Origin of the sequence: Brevibacterium paucivorans, from assembly GCF_016907735.1 — a bacterium.
Taxonomy (GTDB): domain Bacteria; phylum Actinomycetota; class Actinomycetes; order Actinomycetales; family Brevibacteriaceae; genus Brevibacterium; species Brevibacterium paucivorans.
In genome coordinates, this window is the sequence record NZ_JAFBCP010000001.1 from 1,524,483 (window position 1) to 1,549,056 (window position 24,574).

21 protein-coding genes, 1 tRNA gene and 1 CRISPR repeat array (1 of these 23 running past the window's edge) are annotated in these 24,574 nt (G+C 60.0%); of the genes, 18 read left to right on the forward strand and 4 right to left on the reverse strand.

The annotated features are described in order from the left end of the window. Window positions 1-49 precede the first annotated feature (49 nt). The gene (gene tmk / locus JOE56_RS11635) at window positions 50-2,530 is read left to right on the forward strand and encodes a dTMP kinase (RefSeq protein ID WP_338028646.1); all 2,481 of its coding nucleotides are present in this window, start codon (window positions 50-52) and stop codon (window positions 2,528-2,530) included. Then, the gene (locus tag JOE56_RS07050) at window positions 2,527-3,720 is read left to right on the forward strand and encodes a DNA polymerase III subunit delta' (RefSeq protein ID WP_204515427.1); all 1,194 of its coding nucleotides are present in this window, start codon (window positions 2,527-2,529) and stop codon (window positions 3,718-3,720) included. Before tmk ends, JOE56_RS07050 begins: the two co-directional genes overlap by 4 nt. Here JOE56_RS07050 and JOE56_RS07055 read toward each other — a convergent pair. Beyond that, window positions 3,707-4,849, reverse strand: coding sequence for a M20 family metallopeptidase (locus tag JOE56_RS07055; RefSeq protein WP_204515428.1), 1,143 nt, complete (start codon window positions 4,847-4,849; stop codon window positions 3,707-3,709). The genes JOE56_RS07050 and JOE56_RS07055 overlap by 14 nt on opposite strands. A gap of 112 nt (window positions 4,850-4,961) precedes the next feature. On the opposite strand from JOE56_RS07055, the gene JOE56_RS07060 reads away from it, so the two are divergent. The 7 genes from JOE56_RS07060 (at window position 4,962) to JOE56_RS07090 (ending at window position 9,677) form a co-directional block, all read left to right on the forward strand. Then, window positions 4,962-5,582: a DUF4178 domain-containing protein gene (locus JOE56_RS07060; protein WP_204515429.1), complete on the forward strand. Its 621-nt coding sequence runs from the start codon at window positions 4,962-4,964 to the stop codon at window positions 5,580-5,582. 1 nt (window position 5,583) lies between these two features. Further along, window positions 5,584-6,189: a DUF2617 family protein gene (locus JOE56_RS07065; protein WP_204515430.1), complete on the forward strand. Its 606-nt coding sequence runs from the start codon at window positions 5,584-5,586 to the stop codon at window positions 6,187-6,189. Then, window positions 6,186-6,509 (forward strand): hypothetical protein, encoded by a 324-nt coding sequence (locus JOE56_RS07070; RefSeq protein ID WP_204515431.1) that lies wholly within the window; start codon window positions 6,186-6,188, stop codon window positions 6,507-6,509. The genes JOE56_RS07065 and JOE56_RS07070 overlap by 4 nt, the downstream gene beginning before the upstream one ends. A 41-nt stretch (window positions 6,510-6,550) precedes the next feature. Next, on the forward strand, window positions 6,551-6,976 hold the full coding sequence (locus JOE56_RS07075; RefSeq protein ID WP_102238423.1) for a DUF350 domain-containing protein: 426 nt from the start codon (window positions 6,551-6,553) through the stop codon (window positions 6,974-6,976). Next, window positions 6,973-8,565 (forward strand): polyamine aminopropyltransferase, encoded by a 1,593-nt coding sequence (locus JOE56_RS07080; RefSeq protein ID WP_204515432.1) that lies wholly within the window; start codon window positions 6,973-6,975, stop codon window positions 8,563-8,565. The genes JOE56_RS07075 and JOE56_RS07080 overlap by 4 nt, the downstream gene beginning before the upstream one ends. A 42-nt stretch (window positions 8,566-8,607) precedes the next feature. Beyond that, window positions 8,608-8,680 (forward strand) — tRNA-Thr (locus tag JOE56_RS07085). A 79-nt stretch (window positions 8,681-8,759) separates the two neighbouring features. After that, a complete protein-coding gene (locus JOE56_RS07090) occupies window positions 8,760-9,677 on the forward strand; it encodes a universal stress protein (protein WP_204515433.1) in 918 nt (305 codons plus the stop codon). A gap of 44 nt (window positions 9,678-9,721) precedes the next feature. Here JOE56_RS07090 and JOE56_RS07095 read toward each other — a convergent pair whose 3' ends face one another. Further along, window positions 9,722-10,327, reverse strand: a complete 606-nt coding sequence (locus JOE56_RS07095; RefSeq protein WP_204515434.1) for a TetR/AcrR family transcriptional regulator — start codon at window positions 10,325-10,327, stop codon at window positions 9,722-9,724. Window positions 10,328-10,425: 98 nt separating this feature from the next. On the opposite strand from JOE56_RS07095, the gene JOE56_RS07100 reads away from it, so the two are divergent. The 9 genes from JOE56_RS07100 (at window position 10,426) to JOE56_RS07140 (ending at window position 21,262) form a co-directional block, all read left to right on the forward strand. Next, window positions 10,426-12,039, forward strand: coding sequence for a carboxyl transferase domain-containing protein (locus JOE56_RS07100; protein WP_204515435.1), 1,614 nt, complete (start codon window positions 10,426-10,428; stop codon window positions 12,037-12,039). 7 nt (window positions 12,040-12,046) lie between these two features. Continuing rightward, the gene (locus JOE56_RS07105; protein WP_204515436.1) at window positions 12,047-14,017 is read left to right on the forward strand and encodes an acetyl/propionyl/methylcrotonyl-CoA carboxylase subunit alpha; all 1,971 of its coding nucleotides are present in this window, start codon (window positions 12,047-12,049) and stop codon (window positions 14,015-14,017) included. Further along, window positions 14,014-15,189 carry an acyl-CoA dehydrogenase family protein gene (locus JOE56_RS07110; RefSeq protein WP_204515437.1) on the forward strand — a complete coding sequence of 392 codons (1,176 nt, stop codon included), beginning with the start codon at window positions 14,014-14,016 and terminating at the stop codon, window positions 15,187-15,189. The genes JOE56_RS07105 and JOE56_RS07110 overlap by 4 nt, the downstream gene beginning before the upstream one ends. 40 nt (window positions 15,190-15,229) lie before the next feature. Further along, a complete protein-coding gene (locus tag JOE56_RS07115) occupies window positions 15,230-16,117 on the forward strand; it encodes a polysaccharide deacetylase family protein (protein ID WP_204515438.1) in 888 nt (295 codons plus the stop codon). Window positions 16,118-16,136: 19 nt separating this feature from the next. Then, window positions 16,137-16,652 carry a MaoC family dehydratase gene (locus JOE56_RS07120; protein WP_204515439.1) on the forward strand — a complete coding sequence of 172 codons (516 nt, stop codon included), beginning with the start codon at window positions 16,137-16,139 and terminating at the stop codon, window positions 16,650-16,652. A 5-nt stretch (window positions 16,653-16,657) separates the two neighbouring features. After that, complete coding sequence (locus tag JOE56_RS07125; protein WP_204515440.1) at window positions 16,658-17,482, forward strand: HpcH/HpaI aldolase/citrate lyase family protein; 825 nt, start codon at window positions 16,658-16,660, stop codon at window positions 17,480-17,482. Between the two features lie 100 nt (window positions 17,483-17,582). Further along, on the forward strand, window positions 17,583-19,613 hold the full coding sequence (locus tag JOE56_RS07130) for an N-acetylmuramoyl-L-alanine amidase (RefSeq protein WP_204515441.1): 2,031 nt from the start codon (window positions 17,583-17,585) through the stop codon (window positions 19,611-19,613). A 72-nt stretch (window positions 19,614-19,685) separates the two neighbouring features. After that, entirely contained in the window at window positions 19,686-20,330 is a 645-nt protein-coding gene (locus JOE56_RS07135; protein WP_204515442.1) for a type IV toxin-antitoxin system AbiEi family antitoxin domain-containing protein, read from the forward strand. A 134-nt stretch (window positions 20,331-20,464) separates the two neighbouring features. Further along, on the forward strand, window positions 20,465-21,262 hold the full coding sequence (locus tag JOE56_RS07140; protein ID WP_293879358.1) for a nucleotidyl transferase AbiEii/AbiGii toxin family protein: 798 nt from the start codon (window positions 20,465-20,467) through the stop codon (window positions 21,260-21,262). Window positions 21,263-21,324: 62 nt separating this feature from the next. On the opposite strand, the gene JOE56_RS07145 is transcribed toward JOE56_RS07140, so the two are convergent. Together JOE56_RS07145 and JOE56_RS07150 are read right to left on the reverse strand one after the other, a co-directional pair. Then, window positions 21,325-21,717 (reverse strand): hypothetical protein, encoded by a 393-nt coding sequence (locus tag JOE56_RS07145; protein ID WP_204515444.1) that lies wholly within the window; start codon window positions 21,715-21,717, stop codon window positions 21,325-21,327. A 175-nt stretch (window positions 21,718-21,892) separates the two neighbouring features. Continuing rightward, window positions 21,893-22,219 (reverse strand): transcriptional regulator, encoded by a 327-nt coding sequence (locus JOE56_RS07150; protein WP_204515445.1) that lies wholly within the window; start codon window positions 22,217-22,219, stop codon window positions 21,893-21,895. An 85-nt stretch (window positions 22,220-22,304) separates the two neighbouring features. After that, window positions 22,305-24,574: a CRISPR direct-repeat array (repeat unit 29 nt; unit sequence GGGCTCATCCCCACGGGTGTGGGGAACAC); it runs 749 nt beyond the window's last position.

Consider the following 24,574-nt stretch of genomic DNA (forward strand, 5'->3'; position numbering starts at 1 on the left):
CTGCTTAACCTTACGCGGTAACGTGGGCTGGGCGAGTAGGCTTAGCCATGTGGATACTCAAACTGTTCTATCTAAGCCACACGCCGGAACTATTGGCCACGCTGCGCTCGAAGTTGGGGCGTGGCTCGTCGCACTGAGTTCAGCGGCGATTTCGTTCGCAATCGTGGGTATTCACGGGTTCGGCGGGGCCATGGAGATCAGCCGCTACGGCGAACTCACCCAGCTCCAACGTGACGGCGGGTTCAACTCCTCATTTGCTGTGCCAGGCCTGCTCGCGTTCTTCGCGCTTTCAGTAGTGGGCGTTCTCATTCCGCCTAAAAAACTGACGCAACTGAAAGAATCCATCCGCTCTCAGCTACTTACGCTCTTTGCGGCAGCAACTGCGTGTGTATCAGTCGTTGTCGTATTCATCCCCACGTACTGGCTGACCTTGGTCGTGGCCGCACTGCTGGGCATGTTGGTGGGCGTGCTCGCGGCCCACGCGCCTGAACTTCACACCAAACCGTGGCGCACCGGTGGTCTGGCTGTTGGTATCTTCCTGCTGGTCACGTACTACTTTGAGCTCGAACACGGTGTCCCAGCCGGCGCCCACGCTCTGCGCTGGCTGTTGTTCGTAGGTGCGATCCTGCTCATCGCAGCAGCACTCATGGTGCTGGTGTTCCCGCTGTCCTCAAACCGCGACATCGACGACCTTCACACATTCCCGCACACGCTGGCCATCAAACGCTCCCGCGGTCACATGTCGATCGCGTTCCCATGGGCCTGCTACGCACTGTTTGCTGTCCTGGGTGCGCTGTTCATTCTTCCTCTGCCTGCCACCGTGGACGGTGGTTACGGGCAGGGTGCTGTTGGGTTGATGATCGCAGCCGTGCTCTTGGGATGGGCCGCCGGATACGAATCAGGCCCGACCTTCGCACCCGGCATGACCCGGCCACGTCTGACAGCGTTCGCGCTGGTCGCTGCCGGTCTGTTCATGATCTTTGCGGGTCTCATCAACGAACTGTCCGGAAAAGCCGTCGTCATGGCACTCACCGCGTTCAGCGTAGGCGTGGGTGTACGTGCGCAAAAATACGAATTCTCACGACGTGTAGGCCTTGCCGTGGGCATGCTTTTGGCCACGCTACTCTGTGGCCTCAACATCACGTTCGACCTCAACTTGTCACCCGTGACCACCTGGGTGCTCTCGGCATCGGGAGTTGCCTTCAGCGCGATCGGACTTCTGGCCTTTGCAACCGGAATCTTGGCGATCTTCTTGTTCTCACCCATGGGCGTGCGCGGAATGGGTGTTGACCTCATGAACGCGTTCCAAGTGCCCGGCGACACCTCATCCAACGTCGCACCACAAGCCCTCGCAGTCTCTGAAGACCAAGAAACACGCGTGCTGCCAGGTGCTACCGCCTCGGCGGACGAACCTAAGGAAACCGGCGCCAACTCACTGGCGGTTCCAGAACCCGTCGCGCCCTCCACTGGGCTGTTCATCGCGATCGAAGGTGGGGACGGGGCCGGCAAAACCACCCAGATCCGCAACCTAGTCGACCACCTGGAATCCCGCGGATTTGAGCCTGTCATTGCGACCCGCGAACCCGGTGGCACACCTGTGGGGCAGTCGATTCGCAGTGTGCTGCTCGATGGTGAAGCCGTTTCGCCGAAGTCTGAAGCGCTGCTCTACGCAGCCGACCGCGCGCACCACGTCGCGACCCTCATCAACCAGCACCTGGACCAGGGTGGGGCTGTCATTACCGACCGCTACATCGACTCCTCGCTTGCGTACCAAGCCGGAGGTCGTGAGCTGTCTGAGGACGATGTGTTGTCGCTGTCGCGGTGGGCGACCTCGGGGCTGGTGCCAAACCTGACGCTGGTTCTGGACATTGACCCGCGGGTGGCCGCCGAACGCATGGGTAGCCGTGAGGACGCAAACCACCTGGACAAACAGAGCCTGGAATTTAAGGACCGTGTGCGCCAAGGGTTCTTGCGGTTGGCAGAAGCCGAGCCTGAAAGGTACGCGGTGATTCCGGCGGGACGCTCAGTCAACGAGGTAGCCGAACACATCCAGCGCGTCGTCGACGCCGTGATCGACGGGGGTGAATCCGCAGACGTCGCCGACACGTTTGAACCGATCGCCCCCCGCGGCGTGTTCGAAGGTGTTCCAACCGAACGGATGTCACCTGAAGACGCCCAAAAAGCAGTCGACGAAAACCGTTACGCTGAACCTCCACAGTTCCTCACCGAACCGATCGACGTTGACGGTGCTGAAGACGCTGACAGCGCGGAAGGTACTGGCAGCACTGAAGACACAGAAAATGCTGCCACCACCGTTCTGCCACAGCGACCCAAACCTGAGGTCGTGCCAAAATCTGCGGGATCAAAGGGATCAACTCGCGCTATGGCAGAGCCGGAAACGCCAGAGACTCCAGAGAAACCTAAAAACACGGCAGAGTCCGATGAAACCTACCGCGCCAAGTTGCAGCGACAGTCCATGATCGAACAGCAGGCGCGTCAACGCCTGCGTGATGCGCGCCGGAATTCATGACGGCTGACACTCACTCCCAAATGGCCGGAACCGTGTGGGCCGACCTCGTGGGCCAGGACGCGGCGATCGCAACCTTGGCACGAGCCGCCAGCGAACCGCAGGCCATGACGCACGCGTGGCTGCTCACTGGGCCGCCAGGATCGGGTCGGTCGAATGCGGCCAAAGCGTTCGCCGCTGCACTCCTGACCCCAGATCACGGCGCAACACTAAGCGCACAAGCCAAACGCGCGCTGGCGGGCACCCACGAATCCATGACGGTGATGTCCACGCAAAAGTCGGTCATCTCAATCGACGAAGTCCGGGATATTGTGGGGCAAGCGCAAGCCTCGCCGGTAAACGCTGACTGGCGTGTGGTCATCATTGAAGACGCCGACCGCATGACAGAACGCACGTCGAACGTGCTACTCAAAGCAATCGAGGAACCCCCACCGGCTACCGTGTGGATCCTGTGCGCGCCCAGCCCCCAAGATGTTCTGACAACCATCCGCTCACGGTGCCGCAACGTGAACCTGCGTATCCCGCCGGTTAAAGCGATCGCACAGTTGCTCAGCACACGCAACGGCATCGACCCGGAAGTGGCGGCGTGGGCGGCATCGGCAGCCCAAAACCATATTGGGCGCGCCAAATACCTAGCGACCAACGCTCAAGCACGTGAGGTGCGGGAACAGATCCTGCGGATCCCACTCAAACTCGACTCCCTGGGCGCTACCGTGCGCTTGGCTGGCGAAATCCTGGACCAAGCAGCAACACGCGCCAGCGACCGCACCAAGGACCGCAACGCCAAGGAAAAAGAAGAACTCCTGCACACGCTTGGAGTCGAACCGGGCAAGAACCCGCCGCCGGCAGTGCGCTCGCAAATCAAACGCCTAGAAGATGAACAGAAGCGACGCGATTCGCGCGCCCGAAACGACGAACTCGACGCCATGTTCCTCGAACTGCTCGCGCTTTACCGCGACGTCCTCATGTGGGGGATGGGCGAAAAAGAGAACCTCATCAACGTGGGAGATGAGCAACTGATCTCGAGAATTGCAGACTCGTCAGACCCAGTGACAACGCTCAAGCAGATTGAAGTTCTGCAACTAGCCCGCACCCGCCTGCAAACAAACACGGCACCGCTCCTCATCGTGGAAGCCGCGTTCATCGGGCTGTCTCGTCCGTGGAGTCCCGCCGCGCAGGCTACCGGTCGCTAGTCAGCAGGTCCACCACCAGTCCGGCAGTGAGGTCGATGCGCGGCAGAATCGAATCGATGCGCGCGTGCTCGTCCACCGCGTGCGATCCGCCACCCACAGTGCCCAAACCGTCCAGGGTGGGCGTGCCCAGCGCGGCCGTGAAGTTCCCGTCGGAACCGCCGCCCACCATGATGGGTTTGAGCTCGTCCTGCCCCAGCTCTTGGGCCACTTTGCGGGCTCGCGCAAACAGGTGCGCGGACACCTTGCGTTCCCACGGTGGGCGGTTGATCCCACCGTCGAGGTGGAGCTGTGCGCCGGGGATGACGGGGCGCAGCCTGCGTAGTGCCTTGTCTACGCGTTGTTGTTCGCGCGCCGAGGTGGCTCGTGAGTCAATCGACAAAGTCGCCTTTGCGGGCACCGTGTTGGTGGTGGTTCCGGATTGCATGAAAGAAGGGACCACCGAGGTGCCGGCTTCTGGGTTGTTGAGTCCGGCGATCTTGACGACCTGCGATGCGATTTCGGTGGTGGCGTTGATGCCTTTTTCTGGTTCAACACCCGCGTGGGCGGCGCGTCCAGTGACGTTGAGGTGGTAAATCGCCACACCCTTACGGGCCACCTTGACTTCACCGTTGGGCCCACCGGATTCAAAAACCAGTGATGCGCGCGCGTGAGCGGATTCGCGTTCGATGAGGTCCCGGGAGGTCAGGGAGCCCAGCTCTTCGTCACCGGTGATGAGAAGCGTGACGCCGTCCAGAGTGCCCAGCCGCTCTTTCACTTTTTTGAGCGCGTGCATTGCGATGAGCACGCCACCCTTCATGTCGTCGGTACCGGGCCCACGAATGATCCCGCCAGAGATGGTGAAGGGCATGTCGTCAATGGTGCCCATGGGCCACACGGTGTCGTGGTGACCAACGAGCACGACGCGCCGGGGACCGTTGCCAAACCGCCACACCAGGTGAGGGAAGCCGTCGATGACTTCCATGTGCGCGGCTTCGCCCATCAGGCCCTCGCCTAGTGCATCGAACAGGCGAGCAGAACGGTGAAGTGCGGCCTTGTCGTTTGAAGGGGACTCAGTTTCCACCGTTTGGTGGAACTGGTGAATAAAAAGCTCTAGATCAGCGGTCGTGGTTAAATTCGGGTGAGCAGACATTAGTCATTACTGTACCGAATGTGACACATCCCTCTGCGAGCGAGGTACCAAGCGATCGCGACAGAGTACATTGGTTGTGAAACAGCCAGCCACAAGCAGGATCAGACTAGCCATGAAATTTTTCTTGCTCTTTATCCTCATTGCGCTCATCATCGGTTCAGTGATTTACATTGTCACCACCATGAGAAAAGCCCGGCGCCGCGAGGAAACAGAGGAAACATACGGGGCGACTGAACGGACACCTCGGGACCCTTTTGCCACCGAGCAAGACACAACCGGCGACCCCTTCAAAATCCGGGCCGGGGACATGCTCCAGTTTGGTGACGACAAGTATTTTGTGCGCGGTTCCATCCACTTCTCTGAGGGTGTGTACACGTGGCACGAGCACTTCTTTCAGGCGGATGCGAACGCTACGCGGCGGTGGCTGTCGGTCGAAGCCGACCCCGATCTTCAGATGGCACTGTGGCAGGATGCGCCTGGTTTGAGTGCTCAAGCGGGCGCCGCAGTGGTGACGTACAACGATAAGCAGTTCCGGTTGGACGAATCGGGGCAGGCGAATTTCACAACAGAAGGCACCACGGGTCTGCCACAATCCGGAGTTGCGCAGTATGCCGACTATGAGTCGGACGACGGGACACTCTTGAGCTTTGAAAAGTTTGGCAACGGGGAATGGGAAGTGAGCATTGGCCGGCCGTTGCCACGCGGAAGCTTCACCATTTACCCGGGGTCCTGACATGGCAGTGACGACTTTGGAGACGGGTATATACACGGCCCCCGCCCATATTGACTTCGTTGACACCAGGGCCGACCAGCTGGTGTATTCGCTTGATGAACCCAGGATCACGCCCGTGCTGGCCCGCGACTTCACGTTTACTCACGTGGGGGTGCCGCTGGAGGTCGAACTCGCAGTGTTGGGATGTTCACACCAGGTCACAGTGCGCAACGAAGGACGGGAGTTGGTGCGCGAAACCCTAGCGTGCATTTCGGACCGCGAGCCGTGGGTGCCGTCAACCAGTTCCCATGTGTTGGCCCGCGGTGGTCAGCTCACATTCGACTCCACTGTCGTGAAACCGGCAGATTTCTTGAGTGAAGTCGGCCGCCTCGAAAGCCAACTTGCGGACTCTTACGCCCAGTGCAGCGTGAAGTTTCCGGGCCAGCCTGGCGCGGTTACGGCTCTGACATGCTCTGCTAGTAGCAACGGGCTCGAGTGGCGCACATGGCACTGCTATCCGCAAAACGGCGAAGTGGTGGAAACCCGGTCGGTGCTGAGCGTCGATGCAGCGCTGAGCATCGATGAACAACACGTCCAGCGCGTGCCGGGAAGTGAGCACGTGCGATGAACATGTACTCGTTGATGCCGTACTACCTCAGCGAGCAAGAAAAGAGAGGCATCTGGATCGCGATCCGCGTGATCATAGTGAGCTCCATTGCAGCCGTATGGATCCTTGCTACGACGGGGACTGGCTCGAGTCAGTGTGGCGACTACACGTTGAAAAACGGAAGCTACATCTACACCAAAGACCGAGGCGAATACGACCGAGAAGGCACCAGCTACTTTTACGTCGGGTGTAAGAAGTCGCGTGGCGGGTGGTTCTTTGGGGTCCCAGGTTCCGGCTCCGGTTCCGGGTACCGAGGTGGCGGCCCGGGGACCGGTAAATAACGGTGAGGGTATAGGAACGAGAGAATAGAGAACGGGGAGCTATGTGGATTGATGTGCTTCGCGACAGCGCGAGCGTGGCCATGTATTCGGTGATTGGGTTGCTGTTGATGATGGCGGGATTCTTCATCGTTGACCTGCTGACACCGGGGAATCTGAAGAAACTGCTGTGGGAAGAACGCTCAAAGAACGCCGCGCTGTTTGTGGGGTCAAAAGCGCTGGGTGTATCCATCATTGTGTGTGCAGCGATCTACGCAAGCGCTCACGACCTACTTGCAGGACTGGTTTCAACACTGGTGTACGGGGTCATGGGCATCATTGTGATGGCCGTGAGCTTCCTGCTGATCGACCTGTTTACGCCGGGCAAACTGGGCGACTTGGTACACGACCCTGAACTTCACCCTGCCACGTGGGTGTCAGCGGCAACCCACCTCGGGGTGGCGCTCATCATTAGCGTGGCGCTTTTGTGACTACTGAGCGGACGCAGTCTCCCGAACCCACATTCCCGTCCACTCCCGTGAAGCCGGGTTGGGCGCGGTTCACGATCCTGTTTGCGGTGTTCCTGTGCGCCGCCTGCGGCATGGTGTACGAGCTTGCGCTCATCGCGCTGGGTTCGTACCTGCTGGGCAACACGATTGTGCAGGCGTCCATTGTCCTGTCCGTGATGGTGTTTGCCATGGGCGTGGGCTCGGTTGCCACCAAACGCTTGGTCCGGTGGGCGGCAGTGTCGTTCGCTCTTATCGAGGTGCTGCTCAGCGTCATTGGTGGGCTGAGCGTGCTCCTGCTGTACCTGGCATTCGCCTACATGGACCTGTACATGGTGGCGCTGGTGGTGTGTGCGTTCACCATTGGTGCGTTGATTGGTGCAGAAATCCCGTTGCTCATGGAGCTGGTCCAGTCCATTCGCAAGCAACGCGCCTCGAGTGCCGTGGCGGATCTGTTCGCCGCGGATTACGTGGGTGGCCTGTTGGGTGGGCTGGCGTTCCCGTTCCTGCTTTTGCCACTGCTGGGGTTGGTGCGGGGCACCATTGTGACTGGTGCGATTAACGCGCTCACAGGTGTGGTGATTGTCCTGTGGCTGTTCCGTCGTAGCCTGGCGCGACGTGCCACGGTCGCGGTCTCAACCTGTCTGGTGGTGGCGCTGGGTTTCCTAGCGGTCGCGTGGGCGTTGGCCGACACGATCGAGGTGTCAGCGCGTCAGAAACTCTACCGGGACCCGATTGTGGCGGCGGAGCGCAGCGACTACCAAGAGATCGTGCTGACAAGGGACCCGCGCACATCTGACACCCGCCTGTTTCTCAACGGTGATTTGCAGTTCGCATCCCTGGACGAGCACCGGTACCACGAATCTTTGGTGCACCCGGTGATGAACGGGAAGCACGCAAAGGTGCTCATCTTGGGTGGTGGCGATGGGCTGGCTGCCCGAGAAGTGCTTAAGTATCCGGACGTGGATGCGGTGACGTTGGTTGATCTGGACCCTGCGGTCACCGGTTTAGCTAAGAGCGACGATCGTCTGCGTAAGTTCAATCAAGACGCGCTCAACGATCCGCGCGTGAAGGTGATCAACGCGGACGCGTTTTCGTGGGTACGCACCGGCCCGCCGCGTGAGTTTGACGCGGTGATCGTTGACCTGCCTGACCCGGACGACGTGCCCACCGCCAAGCTGTACACGATCGAGTTTTACGACTTGGTTTCGCATGTGATGGCACCTGGCGCTCGGATGGTGGTGCAGGCGGGGTCCCCGTATTTCGCACCTGAAGCATACTGGGGGATAGGGGAGTCTGTTGCCCAGGCCGGGTTCACCACGACGCCTTACCATGTGGACGTGCCCAGTTTTGGGGACTGGGGGTATTTCTTGGCGGGCAAGGGTGCCACCCCGGAGGTGAAGGTCAGTGACGCGGTTGCCCCGCAGGTTTCTTTTATGACGCCCGAGGTGGCCCGTGCTTCCGTTGTCTTCCCACCTGACCGTGATCGTGGGTCGGTGAAGAACGTGGAGGCGTCCACTCTTCTTCGCCCTAAGGTGCTAGATGCGGAGCGCCGAGGCTGGGTGGGGTACTGAAGTTTGACGAGCTGAAGCCACCCCACTAGAATCTGTCTGGTTGCCTCCTTAGCTCAGTCGGCAGAGCGTTTCACTCGTAATGAAAAGGTCGTCGGTTCGATTCCGACAGGGGGCTCTCTTTGACTCCTCACAGCGTGATCGTCACCACTCGGCTAAGCTGGGCATAATCCGGTTGTTCGACTTCGAGGTGGATCATGAAACTGTCGCGTGACAGCGTCGTTGTGGGTATTGATGACTCGGATTCCGCACGTGAAGCGGCCCATTTTGCCCTAGCTCACTTCGCAGACGCACGCGAAATCGTGCTGGTGGCCGTGATCCCAGACGGAACGCGCCCCGTGTTGCCCGCACCTAGTGACGTAACCACCCCGTATACCGGCTCCCTGCCTGCAGTTCAGCCAGCAACACCCAGCGAAGAAGATCGCCAAAAATGCCAAGCCATGCTGGACGATCTACGCGCTCAACTCGAAGCCACACGCGAAGACTCCGAAACCACCTCGGCGCCCATCAAAACCCGCGTCCTCGCAGGCGACCCTGCAGAACAACTCGCCACGCTGGGTGACGACGCAGGCCTCCTGGTGATCGGCCACCACGGTGCGGACCAGGAATTCGCCGGCCGAATCGGACGCACCAGCCGTGGACTCCCCGGCCACTCGCTGTGCCCCGTGCTCATCTACCGGCCAGGCGACACCGGCGACTCGGTCGTCGTGGGCATGGACACCTCCGAATACTCCAGCGTGGCCGCCCTGGACGCCGCCGACTTCGCCGTCAACGCCGGCCTGCCCCTGCGCGTGGTCGTGGGCGTCGACCCTCTGGGCGACAGCGAACGCACCCACGCGCAAACGGAGTTCGACCTCACCTGGTTGCGCTCGGAAGTGCCCGGTCTGGACGTGTCCGTTGAGTACGCGCAGGGTCCCGCCGCCGAGGTGCTCATCGCCGCATCCTCAAACGCCCGCCTCCTCGTCATGGGTAAGCGCGGCCTGGGTCTCTTCGCCGGAATGGCAGTTCAACTGGGTCGCACAGCCAGCCAAGTGATCGACGCCGTCAACACCTCACTCATGCTGGTGTCGTTCCGCGACGACCCGCGCCTAGCCAACCGCCGGATCGTCGACTAAAGGCACGCCACACCTCGGGGATGCCACCTCAACCAGCCAGCCACTCACGCATCCGGGTCGATCTCAAGCGACGCCAACGCCGCCCGGCGCAACTGTTGCCGAATCACTTCCTCCGGCTTGCGGCGCACCACATACGGCGTGGAGTTGAGCATCCCAAAAATCGCGTGGACCCGCACAGTGGCTTCATCACGAGTCAGATCAGACATCGCGGTCACCACGCTCACCCACCGATCGACATATGCCCGCTGCAACGCACGCACGCGGTTCTGCCCATCAACAGGCAGGCTTCCCAGGTCGCGATCGTGAATCCGAATCAGCTCAGACTCCGTAACCGCGAACGTCAAGTGGAAATCGATCAGCTTAATCAAGATGTCTTTGGACGAGGGAGCCTTCCAATTCTCAACAATGTGCCCGCCACCTGCTTTGAGGTAGTTGGAGATCCCCACCAGCAGTTCTGACAGTATTGCTTCCTTTGACGGGAAGTGCCGGTACACCGCAGGACCCGACACTCCTGCGCCGTGTCCAATGTCGTCAATGCTCACCGCCAAGAAGCCGTGACGGGCGAACAGCACCTTCGCCGATTCCATGATCGCTTCGCGTCGCTGCGCCTTTGCAAGCTGGCGGGAAATTCCCTTGTCTGACGTGACCATGCGAGCTAGTATAGCTTTCAGTTAGTGATCATTCACTGAATGATCGTATGGTGAACGTTGCTGGCCCCGGTGCCGGCACAAGAACACAGGAGTTCACAATGCGCGCCATTGGTACACCTCCGGACCCCAGCACAGCGGAAGAATTCGCGCACGCGCACAGCCAGCTCATCGACGAACTGCGCGCTCGCACTGCCCAGACCGCGCTGGGTGGTTCGGAACGGTCCAGGCAAAAACATCTGGATCGCGGCAAACTTCTCCCACGTGACCGCGTGGAACGTCTGCTGGACCCCGGTAGCCCTTTCCTCGAGTTCTCCGCGCTGGCAGCCAATGGCATGTACAACGACGACTCGCCAGGTGCGGGAATCATCACCGGAATGGGGCTAGTCAACGGGCGTATCTGCGTGATCGTGGCCAACGACGCCACGGTCAAAGGTGGAACGTACTACCCCATGACCGTCAAGAAGCACCTGCGCGCACAAGAAATCGCACGCGAAAACAAACTCCCATGCATCTACCTCGTGGACTCCGGGGGAGCGAACCTACCCAACCAAGACGACGTGTTCCCCGACCGTGAACACTTTGGTCGCATCTTCTACAACCAGGCCACCATGTCGGCGGCCGGAATCCCTCAGCTCGCCGCGGTCATGGGGTCGTGTACCGCCGGTGGTGCATATGTGCCCGCCATGGCAGACGAATCCATCATCGTCAACGAACAAGGAACCATCTTTTTAGGCGGCCCACCCCTGGTGAAAGCCGCCACCGGTGAAGTCGTCACAGCAGAAGAACTCGGCGGGGGAGCGCTCCACGCACGCACCTCGGGCGTTGCCGACCATCTGGCCGCCAACGACGACCACGCGCTCGAAATCATGCGCGACATCGTGGCCACCCTGCCCGCAGCACCTGCCCCCGCATGGGAACGGGCTGAACCACAAGAACCCAAATACACCTCGGACGAACTCACCCACGTGGTACCCGCGGACCTCAAAACCCCGTACGACGTCCGCCAGGTCATCGCACGCATCGTTGACGGATCTGAGTTCCACGAGTTTAAAGCCGAATACGGCAACACGCTCATCACCGGGTTCGCCCGCATCGACGGCCACCCGGTAGGCATCATCGCAAACAACGGTGTGCTGTTCGGCGAATCTGCACAGAAGGGCGCACACTTCATCGAACTGTGCGACCAACGTGACACCCCACTGGTGTTCCTCCAGAACATCACCGGATTCATGGTGGGACGCGACTACGAAGCCGGCGGAATTGCTAAACACGGCGCCAAAATGGTCAACGCTGTGGCCACCGCGCGCGTACCTAAGTTCACCGTCATCATCGGCGGGTCCTACGGCGCCGGAAACTACTCCATGTGTGGTCGCGCCTACTCGCCTCGGTTCCTGTGGATGTGGCCCAACACGCGCATCTCGGTCATGGGTGGTGAACAGGCCGCCAGTGTTCTGGCAACCGTCAAACGCGACCAGATGGAAGCCCGTGGCGAAGACTGGCCAGTCGAAGAAGAAAACGCGTTCAAGGCCCCCGTACTCCAACAGTACGAAGACCAAGGAAACCCCTACTACTCAACCGCTCGCCTGTGGGATGACGGGATCATCGAACCGTCGCAGACCCGTCAAGTGCTAGCGCTGGCACTCGAGGCTGCGCGCTACGCCCCACTTGAGCGTCCGCTTAACTCTGCTGGCTACGGCGTTTTCAGGATGTGACATCGACATGTTTACCAAAATTCTTATCGCCAACCGCGGTGAAATTGCACTCCGCGTCATTCGCACGTGTCAGCGTTTGGGCGTGCAAACCGTGGCCGTGTACTCCGACGCCGACGCCCACGCCCCGCACGTCAAACTCGCCGACCAAGCCGTGCGCCTGGGCCCAGCTGCTGCTAGCGAGTCGTATCTGAAGATCGACCGAGTCATTGAAGCCGCCCAGTCCACCGGCGCGCAAGCGATCCATCCCGGCTACGGCTTCTTGAGCGAAAACGCCCAGTTCGCAGCGGCCTGTGAAGACGCCGGCATCGTGTTCCTGGGCCCCACCGCCAGCGCAATCCGCACCATGGGTGACAAGATCACGGCCAAGCAGGCCGTCGCATCCCGAGGTGTCCCGCTGGTTCCCGGTGTCGCAGAGTCCGGCTTGAGTAACGACCAGTTGGAAAAGGCAGCACTCGATGTGGGCATGCCGGTGCTCATCAAGCCATCAGCCGGTGGTGGTGGAAAAGGTATGCACGCCGTGTTCAAGCAAGAAGACCTGCGCGAATCACTCGAGGCCGCACGCCGTGAGGCTGCCAGCTCTTTTGGTGACGACACCCTGTTCCTTGAACGCCTCATCTCCACCCCACGCCACATTGAGGTGCAGGTTCTGGCAGACGAGCACGGAAACGTCATCCACCTAGGCGAACGCGAATGTTCGCTCCAGCGCCGCCACCAGAAGGTCATCGAAGAAGCCCCCAGCGCGCTGCTCGATGAGGAAACCCGCGCCCGGATCGGCCAGGCCGCGGTAGAGACCGCCCGTTCCGTTGGATACAGGGGCGCGGGAACCGTTGAGTTCATCGCATCTGCTGACAACCCCGATGAATTCTTCTTCATGGAGATGAACACGCGCCTGCAGGTCGAACACCCCGTGACCGAACAAGTCACCGGGGTCGACCTCGTGGAATGGCAGCTGCGGATCGGTGCTGGTGAAGAACTCACCCTGAAACAAGAGGACATCACCCTCACCGGGCACTCCATCGAAGCGCGTATCTACGCCGAAGACCCCGCCCGCGGCTTCCTTCCCACCGGTGGTACCGCGATCGACGTGGTGTTCGGCAACGACAACGACCCAGGGCTGCGTGTCGACGCGGGCCTGGAGGCCGGCCAGACGATCGTGAGCGACTACGACCCCATGATCGCCAAGGTCATCACCACCGCGCCCACCCGTGAAGAAGCGCTCGCCAAGTTAGATGACGTGCTCGCCCACTCCGCAGTGCCGGGAATCGTGACCAACATCGATTTCCTGCGCATGCTCATCACCCGCGACGACGTCATCGCAGGTGACCTGGACACAGGGCTGATCGACCGCCTCACGGAAGACGACCTGGCCCACGCCCCACAACCCGTCGACGCCCTGCTCGCAGCGGTTGCGGTCACCCATGGCGTAGGACAGCGCACAACCACCGCACAGCGGGGGCAGGCAACGACCTCGGCCCCTTCAGCCTGGAACGTCACCGGCTGGCGCAACGCCAGCCCCATCAACGAACGCGTGGACCTCACCTACCAGGGTGAGCCCGTGGACGCCGTGTACGCGGGGGAGCCCGCGCGGGTGCGTCCAGTAGGAACCGGCGCCGAGGTCGTCGTCACCTGCTGCGGGTCCGACCACCGGGCGCTCGTGTGGGTGACACCGGCAAACGTGTGGGTGGCGAGTACGCGCGGCGTGTTCATGTTCGGACGCCCGCAGGCCGACACCACCCTGGGTGCGGCCGGTGCAGGCGCCTCGATCACGGCTCCTATGCCGGGGGCCGTGACATCGGTGCGGGTTGCCGACGGCGACACAGTAGAAGAAGGCCAGCCAGTGCTGGTACTCGAAGCCATGAAGATGGAGCACGTCCTGCGTGCGCCGGTCACAGGGGTGGTGCAACTGGCAACGGCTGCGGGCACCCAGGTGGCCTTGGACGAAGTTTTAGCAACGGTAGTTGAAGAGGAAGAACAATGATCACATTTATGCCCGGCCAATTGCCGGAAGAATACGAATCCCTACGTCAGCAGGTTGCGAAGTTCTCAGACGAAGAAGTCGCACCGGTCAGCGCGGAACTCGACGCCAAGCACGAATTCCCCTACAAGCTGGTCGCAAAAATGGGCCAGATGGGTCTGTTCGGTCTGCCTTTTGACGAGAAGTACGGCGGAATGGGCGGAGACTACTTCGCCCTGTGCTTGGCGATTGAAGAGCTGGCGCGCAACAACCAGTCGCTGGCCATCACGCTGGAGGCTGGGGTTTCGCTGGGTGCTATGCCCATCTACCGCTTTGGAACCGAAGAGCAGAAGCAGGAATGGCTGCCAAAGCTCACCGACGGTTCCGGGTTGGCTGCGTTCGGGTTGACCGAGGCCGAGGCCGGCTCCGACGCCGGTGGCACCAAGACGAAGGCTGTTTTGGAAAACGGCGAATGGGTCATCAACGGATCCAAGCAGTTCATCACGAACTCCGGAACCGACATCACCCGCCTGGTCACTGCCACCGCAGTCACCGGGACCCGTACGGGCCGTGACGGTAAGGAAAAGCCAGAAATTTCGACCATCATGATCCCTACCGGAACCTCTGGTTTCACCGCTGAACCCGCATACGACAAGGTGGGGTGGAACTCCTCAGACACCCACCCGCTCACCTTCGACAACGTGCGTGTTCCTGAAGAAAACCTGCTGGGTGAACGCGGCCGAGGTTACGCGAACTTCCTGCGCATCCTGGACGAAGGTCGTATTGCAGTGGCCGCTCTGTCCGTGGGTGCCGCGCAAGGGTGTGTGGATGAGTCGGTGCGGTACGCGAAGGAACGTGTGACCTTCGGTAAACCGATCGCCAACTACCAGGGAATCCAGTTCAAGATCGCACGTATGGAAGCCCGCGTCGTGGCAGCCCGCGCGGCGTACTACCTGGCTGCTTCACGCATGGAATCCGGCCTTCCGTTCAAGAAGGAAGCTGCTGTTGCCAAACTGATCGCCGGTGACGCGGCGATGGACAACGCACGTGATGCCACTCAGATCTTCGGTGGCTACGGCTTCATGAACGAATACCTGGTTGCACGCCACTACCGTGATTCCAAGATCCTGGAGGTGGGCGAAGGAACCACTGAGGTCCAGTACATGCTCATTGCCCGCGAACTGGGCCTTGCATAAGCGTTTGAAAGCACGTTCCGTTTTTGGAAACAATATGAGCGTGAAACGCGCAATTTTTTCGAGTGTGGTTGTCGGAACCTTGGTCCTGTCAGGGTGCGGGTCCAACGGTTCCGAAACCACCTCGGGAGATGGGCAGGGAGCCCAGACCACCTCGGCGGGCCCTGAAAGCACGCCCACCCCAAGCCCAACGCCCGACCCCACTGAGCTGAAGCCGGGAACCAACCATTCGTACGAGGCGGCGGAATACGCATACGAAGCCAAAGACGTACACAACTGGTTGCACGGGGAAAAGACCCAGGCGGCCAACTACCCTGAGAAGAAGATCGCCTTCCTCACGTTCGACGACGGCCCCACGAACATCACGCCAAAGGTGCTTGAGGAACTCAAGAAGGCTGGCGCTCCTGCCACGTTCTTCGTGATCGCCGGCGAGCTGGGAGTCGAAGGGCCCGACGGCGATAAACACCTCAAACAGACCATTGAGGACGGGAACTCGGTGTGCATCCACACGTACTCGCACAAGTACTCGTACCTGTACCCAGGGCGCCGGGCCAACGCCGAAAACATCTCAAAAGACTACGACAAGGCCCTTAAGTCCGTGCGCAAGGTTTTGGGTGAGGACTACGAGGTACACGGTTACCGTTACCCGGGCGGACACGGATGGCGCAAAATGGGGGCTGCGGACAAAGCTCTCGAAAAGAAGGGTTCGTACTGGATCGACTGGAACTCTGAAAATGGGGACGGTACCGATTCGGCGAGCTCAACGGGTGAAGGCCGTGCCAAGCGAGCCCTGTCGACCTTGTCGGACTCCCCGAACGTCGCCGTCATCCTCATGCACGACTACCAAGACAACGACGCGACCGCCGAAGGAGTAGCCCCGCTGGTCAAGGAACTCAAGAAGCGGGGCTACGAATTCGGGGTCATCAACTAAGCACGGGTAATGTGAAGATATGACGCACAACACACATGAAGAACATGGGTCGGCAGTGGTCCAGCAACGTGGACTGTGGTTCGACGAAATGGAAGTGGGCACCGTTTACAAGCACGCCCCGGGCCGTACCATCACCGAAGCAGACAACACGTGGTTCACTGCGGTCACCATGAACACGCAGGCGTTGCACTTGGACGCGGCTTTTGCTGGGTCGGAGCCGTTTGGTGAGCGGTTGGTGAACTCCATGTTCACGCTGGCCACGTTGGTGGGGCTGTCTGTCAGTCAGCTGACCCAGGGCACCATCGTGGGGAACCTGGGGTTCTCCGAGGTGGCATTCCCTAAACCGCTGTTCCACGGGGACACGCTGTATGCGGAAACCAAGATCCTGGACAAGCGTTTGTCGCGGTCACGCCCAGGGCAGGGGATTGTCACCCTGGAACACATTGGACGTAACCAGGACGGTGCGATCGTAGCGAAAGCCGTGCGTCAAACAATGGTGTTTACATCTGACCACGCAGAACAGAACGAAGGGTAAGTGACATGGCAACAACAGTGAAGCCCGCTTGGTTGTTCGTCCCCGGTGACCGTAACGACCGTTATACCAAGGCGGCGGAACGCTCAGACGTGGTGATCGTGGACCTTGAAGACGCCGTCTCACCTGCCCACAAAGCCGATGCGCGCAAGGCGTTCCTGGACTTCCAGAACAGCGACCAAGCGCTCGACCCCACCACGACCGTGGTGCGCATCAACCCGGTGGGGTCTGAATGGTTCCACTCGGACCTCAAGTTGCTCTCTGAACTGCCCGGTAGCGGGTATTCGGTTATGTTGCCAAAGGTCGAGGACACGGAAGCGCTGGAGCACATCCGTGGGCTCAAGGTGTATGCGCTGATCGAAACCGTGAAAGGTGTCGTCAACGTAGACACCATCGCGGCACACGAAGGCGTGACCGGACTGATGTGGGGTGCCGAGGACCTGTTCGCGTCCTTGGGCGGCGGTCACTCCCGCACGGCGGCCGGCGACTACCGGGCACCAGCGGTCTACACCCGTGCTCGGGTGCTCATGGCCGCTAAGGCGCACGGAAAACTCGCCATCGACTCGGTGTGGACGGACATCGATAACTTGGACGACCTCGGCGTGGAGGCCGATGACGCAGTCAACTGCGGTTTCGATGCCAAGGCGCTCATCCACCCCAAGCACGTGGAAGTTGTGCGGGATGCGTTTAGGCCTTCAGGCGAACAACTCGAGTGGGCGCGAGGCGTGATCCAGGCGGCTTCGAATGCGGACGCCGGTGCGTGGACGTACCAGGGCCAGATGATTGATGAGCCGTTGCTCCAGCAGGCGCGGAACATTTTGGCACGCGCGTAAGAGCCACGCGCATAAAAGCGTGGTGTAGCCCACACGCGGGAGCTGAAGCTACAATAATCGAAGAAACATTGTAGGTCATGAGTGACAGGAATTTGCTCCTATGGCGTCTTCACTCCCGCGCATTCTTACGTCAATTGCCCTTGCTATTGGTCTCGTCGTTGCACCGCTACCCACCGTGGTGACTCAAGCCAAGGGGCCCGAGACAAAAACACGTGAAATCAGCGTTTCACGTGGGCAAACAAAGAAGGTTGAAACCCCCAAAGCCAAAGTGTCTGTAGTGGGCGCTACCTGGCGGGGCAACACCGGGGTCGAAAAGGCCGAGTACCGTTCCAAGGACAACAACGGCCAATGGAGCGGGTGGAAAGAACTGCCGGTTGACGACGCAGACGGGCCGGACGCCGGTACGGGTGAAGCTGGGAAGTCACTCCAGGGTACTGAGCCGCTAGTCGTGCCAGAGGGTACGTCGGTTGAGATTCGTACCGCGCAAAAGTCTGACCTGTATGTGGCCGAGACCGGGATAACTGGCAACGTGCGACCAGGTGGGGCTGTCGCGGGCGCTGCGCCGGCGCACGCTGCAGGCGGATCGAAGATTGGTGGGTTCACGTACACCTCCCGCAAGGACTGGGGAGCGAAGGGGCCACGCAAGGGTTGCCCGGTGGAGAAGACCAAAGTTAACAAGGCAGTGATCATCCACCACACCTCGGGATCCAATTCCTACTCACAATCCCAGGTGCCATCCATTCTGCGCGGTATCCAGGGGTACCACCAGAACGGTCGCAAGTGGTGCGACATTGGGTACAACATGATTGTCGACAAGTGGGGCAACATTTATGAGGCACGTTCCGGCGGGCTGACCGACGCAGTGATTGGGGCGCACGCCGGTGGGTTCAACACCAGCACGTTTGGTGTTGCGGTGCTGGGTACGTACAGCAAGCCGGTGAATTCGTCGACGTTGAACTCGCTGAAGAAGATCGTGCGTTGGCAAGGTGAGCTGTGGGGGTATGACCCTAGTGGCAAGGTCAAACTGACGTCCAAAGGTGGCACGTCAAAGTACAAGAAGGGTACGGAGCGGACTCTGCCGCGCGTGTTTGGGCACCGAGACGTGGGGAACACGGACTGTCCGGGTAACGGGTTGTACAGCCAGTTGCCAAAGTTGCGGATTTCCCAGCCGGTGAAGCCGGGCGCACCTATCGTGTCGGATGGGATTAAGAAGTACTACAGCAAGCACAAGGATGAAACCGGGCCACCGCAGAGCCCGCAACGCAAGACCGGTAAAGGTGTGTTGCAGAACTTCAAGAACGGCGTGGTGTACCAGTCAAAGCAAGGCGTGTACTTCACCGCGTACTCGGCGCCCATGCGTAAAGTCTGGTCGCAGCATGGCTGGGAAAACGGACGGTTGGGATTCCCCAAGTCGGACCGTTACAAGTTTGGTCACGGGTGGCGACAGAGTTTTGAAGGTGGCGCGATCATTGAGCACTCGCGTGGCACCTACCCCGTGTGGGGCGGGATCCAGTCCAACTGGGAGCGCAACAAGGGGGCTGTGAAGTATCCCGTGAGTGTTGAAAAGAAAATTGGTGGGAAGAAGCCTGGCTCGTACCAGCACTTTGAAAACGGGAACGTCCACTGGTCCAAGAAGACCGGTGCGCACTACACGAACGGCGGGATCCGTAACACCTGGAGTAAACACCGGTGGGAGCAGGGACGGTTAGGTTATCCCACCTCGGACCCATTCAAGAGTGGGGACCGCGTGCGTCAGAACTTTGAAGGTGGCGCCATTATCCACTCCAAGCGGGGAACGCACCCGCTCTGGGGAGGTATGAAGGCGAACTGGGAGCGAAATAAGGCGACGTTGCGGAACCCGGTGAGCACTGAGAAGAAGATCGGTGGGAAGAAACCCGGTGCGTTCCAGCACTTTGAACACGGGAGCGTCCACTGGTCTAAGAAGACCGGTGCGCATTACACGAACGGTGCGATTCGTAACACCTGGAGCAAACACGGATGGGAACAGGGTCGCCTGGGCTACCCCAAGACAGACCCATACAAATCAGGTGACGAAGTGTGCCAAAAGTTCCAAGGTGGAACGGTTGTGTACCACAAGAATCGGGGCACCTACGTGGCGTGGGGCCGCTGAGCGAGCTGTAGCTGGGGAGACCACTGCTGGCGGGGCGGTTCCGTTAATGCCTGCTGGCGGTATCATTGTGATATGTCGTATGGGACTATCGTAAAAATCGGTCGACTTGCGGAGACTCGTCGTGGCCTCATCACCGCCGAATGGCTCAACGAAGCAGGGCTGTCAGCATCGCAAAAAACTGCCCTGGTTAAATCCGGCTACCTTGAACGGGTCACGCGCGGTGTATATAAGGTTGCAGGTGCCCCGTCGACGCGGTTCACGGAAATACTGGCGCTGTGGATGAGGCTTGGAGACAACGATTACACGTCAGATCCGCCCGTGCTTGTTGCTGCAGGTGCAACGGCGGCGTACCTGCACGATATCGGTGACATGTGGCCCGACCCATACGACTTCATCACGGCGCGTCCCTTGCGCACGCGAGAACCTGGTGTGGTGCTACGACACGAGACTGTTGATCCGCGTGATGTTGAAGTCGTTGAAGGTATCCCGTGTTTGAGTCCCGTGGCTACGCTTGTTGACTTGATTAAGGACCATGGAGATCTTTCGCTTGTTGGCGATGCCGTGGTCGATGCGCGCACACGTAACTACCTGAATGCACACACTGAGCCGGATTTTGTGCGTCGGTTGGGGCCGCTCGCTGCGGAAAATGATCTACCAGAGGGAGAAGGCGAGAAGCTTTTGGAGCTTATCACCCAGTACCACCAGGGGGTAGCGTGAGCCGGCCTGGAGAACCGTACCATGATGACCACGCGTTTGTTCAGGCGCTGACGCATGCTGCAAAAGTGGAAGCTAGTGCAAACGGAAAGCCCGTCAATAGAGTATTGACAGAGGGGTACTTTGACCGAGTCTTGGTGCGAATCTTCAAAGATCCCAAAAGGGAGTGGTTCGTAAAAGGCGGGACTTCTCTACTTGCTCGTGAGCCTTTGGCCCGGGAAACCAGGGATATTGACCTGGCTACGAGTGAGTCTGATTTCGAAACTGCGCTTGTTGAACTACAAAATGCCGTTCAGGAAGATGCAGGTGACCATCTCAGAATAGTTGCGAAATTCGATAGGCCTCTCGCTATGCCGACTGCCTCACAGGGCACGGCGGGTGGGAGGCTTATTGTTACGATTTCAGCCGTGGGAAAGGTCGTCTCCCGTTTCGGCATTGACATGGTGGTGTCTGAGCCTCCTGTTGGGGAGATCGAAACAATGGCTCCTCGAACTCGCCTTCACCTGCCTCGGCCTGTGTTTACCGCGGAATACAGGCTTTATCCGATACCGGATCAGATTGCAGACAAAATTTATGCCACGGTCGCGCCACGTAAGAACTCTCCCGTTCCATTTAGTACTCGCGTTAAGGACCTCGTTGATTTGGCAATCTATGCGCGTACGCAGACTGTGTACATGCGCCCGTTGAGGGCTGCGTTGAAGCAACGACTAGCGACATTTCAAACGCCGCCGACGCAGTTCAGCGTCCCGGAAGACTGGCGCCGTCGCTTTGGGTCCAGAAAGTTGCGCACGCCGTTGGTTGACCCAAACGATTATGACGGGGCTGTCCGCGTTGCTACAGAGCTATCTGCGGCCGTGTTCGACGAATCAGTTTCGGATGATGCGGTGTGGACTCCTGAACAGGGGTGGACGCTATCGCCACGTGGTTCCGGATAGGCGGCATATCTAGGAGAGTTTTCCAATGAATGCGTCAGTCAGTGTGGCTGTCAGCATCTGTTTTATGCGCGCGAAATTCCCCGGAAGGTGACAAAGATTCCGTGTTTGCGGAATCCAGGGACGCCGTCGAACTGGGCCTCTGTTCGGTCGAACTCAATGAGGTCGGGAAACCACGGGTCAGTGAACCGCTCAGAGTTATTTAACCAGTCCGGTGGCGTCCATCCATCAGTTTGTGCCAAGTGCTCTGCCAGGCCTGCAAACGCAGCATCGATTCTGCGTGAACCTGTCAAAGGTGGTTCGGCGTCGAAAACGCTCTTAGCATGGTCGACGCCCCCGTGTTTTAGGGCGCTACGATAGTTGTCTAATGTTTGGAGAATCGCAAACCGCCAGGCTTCGTCGTCACTCAGTCCCGCGCGAATATCCTCGGTGACCTGTAGAGCGTTTCTTGCCGCCATTCCGTAACGGGACTTTGCTGGTAACGGAACACATGCGTGATCGAGCGGGTCATCTGTGAATAAAGATGATAGGTCAACCCGTGTGCCCGACATCTTTGTATACCTCCACAACGGTTAACCACAAGCCACTGCGACCTACGCTACGTCACCATCACTCTTGTCGCCATCGCGTGGGTCATCCCCACGGGTGTGGGGAGCACCTCAGCTCAGGGAAGCGCCCTTCCCACAGGTCCCGTACACGGGAATCGAGAATCAAATGTGGCCATACCTGAAGCAATCTGTCTTTGTTTATCAGTTGCGCCTGGATCTCGGCGGTACCTTCTGCAAGAAGGGCTTGATAGGCGAGGCGCGCTCCGCCGAGCTCAGTCACATCAATGTCGCCGTCGTCAATCCACCGAACCCAGATCGGCAGGCGGATAGGCTCGTGCAATGGCCCTTTCAAGTCGTCGAGACTGTCAACGACCTCATATGGTTTCAAATCCCGGAAACGTACTCGATCCACGTGTACTCCCTAACTTCATAAAAAACCAAAGGAAACCCCGGCACCTTCCACTCGATCCACGTGTACTCCCTAACTTAGCGTGACTGGGCTCATCCCCACGGGCGTGGGGAACACAAGCACCGCTGGCCTACCGGGCAAGAAGCACCGGGCTCATCCCCACGGGTGTGGGGAACACTCCTGTGTTAGTTCTGATGCAGCAGATGTTGTGGGCTCATCCCCACGGGTGTGGGGAACACTCAACAGGCGCTGGTACGTCGTGTATCGAGATGGGCTCATTCCCACGGGTGTGGGGAACACGAGGGTAAAGCGAACGAAGGACAGCCATTCCTGGGCTCATCCCCACGGGTGTGGGGAACACCTGTCAGTGTTCCGGTCGCGCCGAGTTTCATGGGGCTCATCCCCACGGGTGTGGGGAACACGGGCTTCAACGTGGTTTGAAAAGACCCCGCCGGGGCTCATCCCCACGGGTGTGGGGAACACGATGATCCCGAAAGTGGATATTGGTACTGGTACGGCTCATCCCCACGGGTGTGGGGAACACCGCCACGTTGAACATGCCCGGCTGGTTCTGTGGGGCTCATCCCCACGGGTGTGGGGAACACCGGTCCCGATAACGCCACTGCTCCAAAGTCTGGGGCTCATCCCCACGGGTGTGGGGAACACTACCCGTGCTGGTTGGTGGACGAACAACGTCGGGGCTCATCCCCACGGGTGTGGGGAACACACGCACTTACTGACACCATGCAGGACAACAACGGGCTCATCCCCACGGGTGTGGGGAACACGAGTCGCCACCACGGGTCTGCAGAATCGCACTGGGCTCATCCCCACGGGTGTGGGGAACACGGGCTTCAACGTGGTTTGAAAAGACCCCGCCGGGGCTCATCCCCACGGGTGTGGGGAACACTCACCCGCGCACTTACCGACATCACCGAAGCCCGGCTCATCCCCACGGGTGTGGGGAACACCCCAAGACGTTCTTGAAGAACCAGACGAGTGCGGGCTCATCCCCACGGGTGTGGGGAACACACCATGATTTTGTGCTTGCTCAAAAGCTGACCGGGCTCATCCCCACGGGTGTGGGGAACACGTTTGAGCTAAATCAGCCATTTGTTCACGAGTGGGCTCATCCCCACGGGTGTGGGGAACACGCCGACAGGTCGTGGCGCACCGTCACGAACCAGGGCTCATCCCCACGGGTGTGGGGAACACCTTGAAAACAGCTTGGACTGCTCCAGCGGCCTGGGCTCATCCCCACGGGTGTGGGGAACACCTATGCGGTCAGCCGGCGCGATTACCGGCATCGGGCTCATCCCCACGGGTGTGGGGAACACGTCGCATGGTGTCGCTGACCCGCGTGTAAATCGGGCTCATCCCCACGGGTGTGGGGAACACGTGTGGTGAGTTCGTCTAAGAGTTGCTGGTTTGGGCTCATCCCCACGGGTGTGGGGAACACGATGTTGATGGTGTCGAGTATGAAGACGTCGAGGGCTCATCCCCACGGGTGTGGGGAACACTGTTCCAGGAAATGCGCCGTTCGGACGGGCAAGGGCTCATCCCCACGGGTGTGGGGAACACTTGGAACTGGGGGACGTGCAACTTCTGCGCGCGGGCTCATCCCCACGGGTGTGGGGAACACCCGGGCATTGTGCCCTGGTAGCACTTGTCCCTGGGCTCATCCCCACGGGTGTGGGGAACACACCAGGACATCGCGGACGCGCTCGACATCAACGGGCTCATCCCCACGGGTGTGGGGAACACGCAGATCACCGACCGAATCCGATTCGCGTGGGCGGCTCATCCCCACGGGTGTGGGGAACACGCGGCGCGTTCTGTTGCGAGGTATTCGAGCACCGGCTCATCCCCACGGGTGTGGGGAACACAGTGACTGGCCCGACGCCGTAGCTGGCGCGTACGGCTCATCCCCACGGGTGTGGGGAACACTCTGGTGAGGCACCGCCGTTGAACCCTTCGTAGGGCTCATCCCCACGGGTGTGGGGAACACCGCCTGAAGCCTGGCGATCAGGTGAGGTACACGGGCTCATCCCCACGGGTGTGGGGAACACTGCCGGAAGAATACCCAGGCGTTCTGTTCGTCGGGCTCATCCCCACGGGTGTGGGGAACACGTCACTGACACTGACGGTATGGATCAGATCACGGGCTCATCCCCACGGGTGTGGGGAACACTGATCACGGGGCCGTCTGGGTGGCGGCCCCTCCGGCTCATCCCCACGGGTGTGGGGAACACGCGAGCTCTGCGACGTCCTGGCCGAAGTCTTTGGGCTCATCCCCACGGGTGTGGGGAACACCCCAAGACGTTCTTGAAGAACCAGACGAGTGCGGGCTCATCCCCA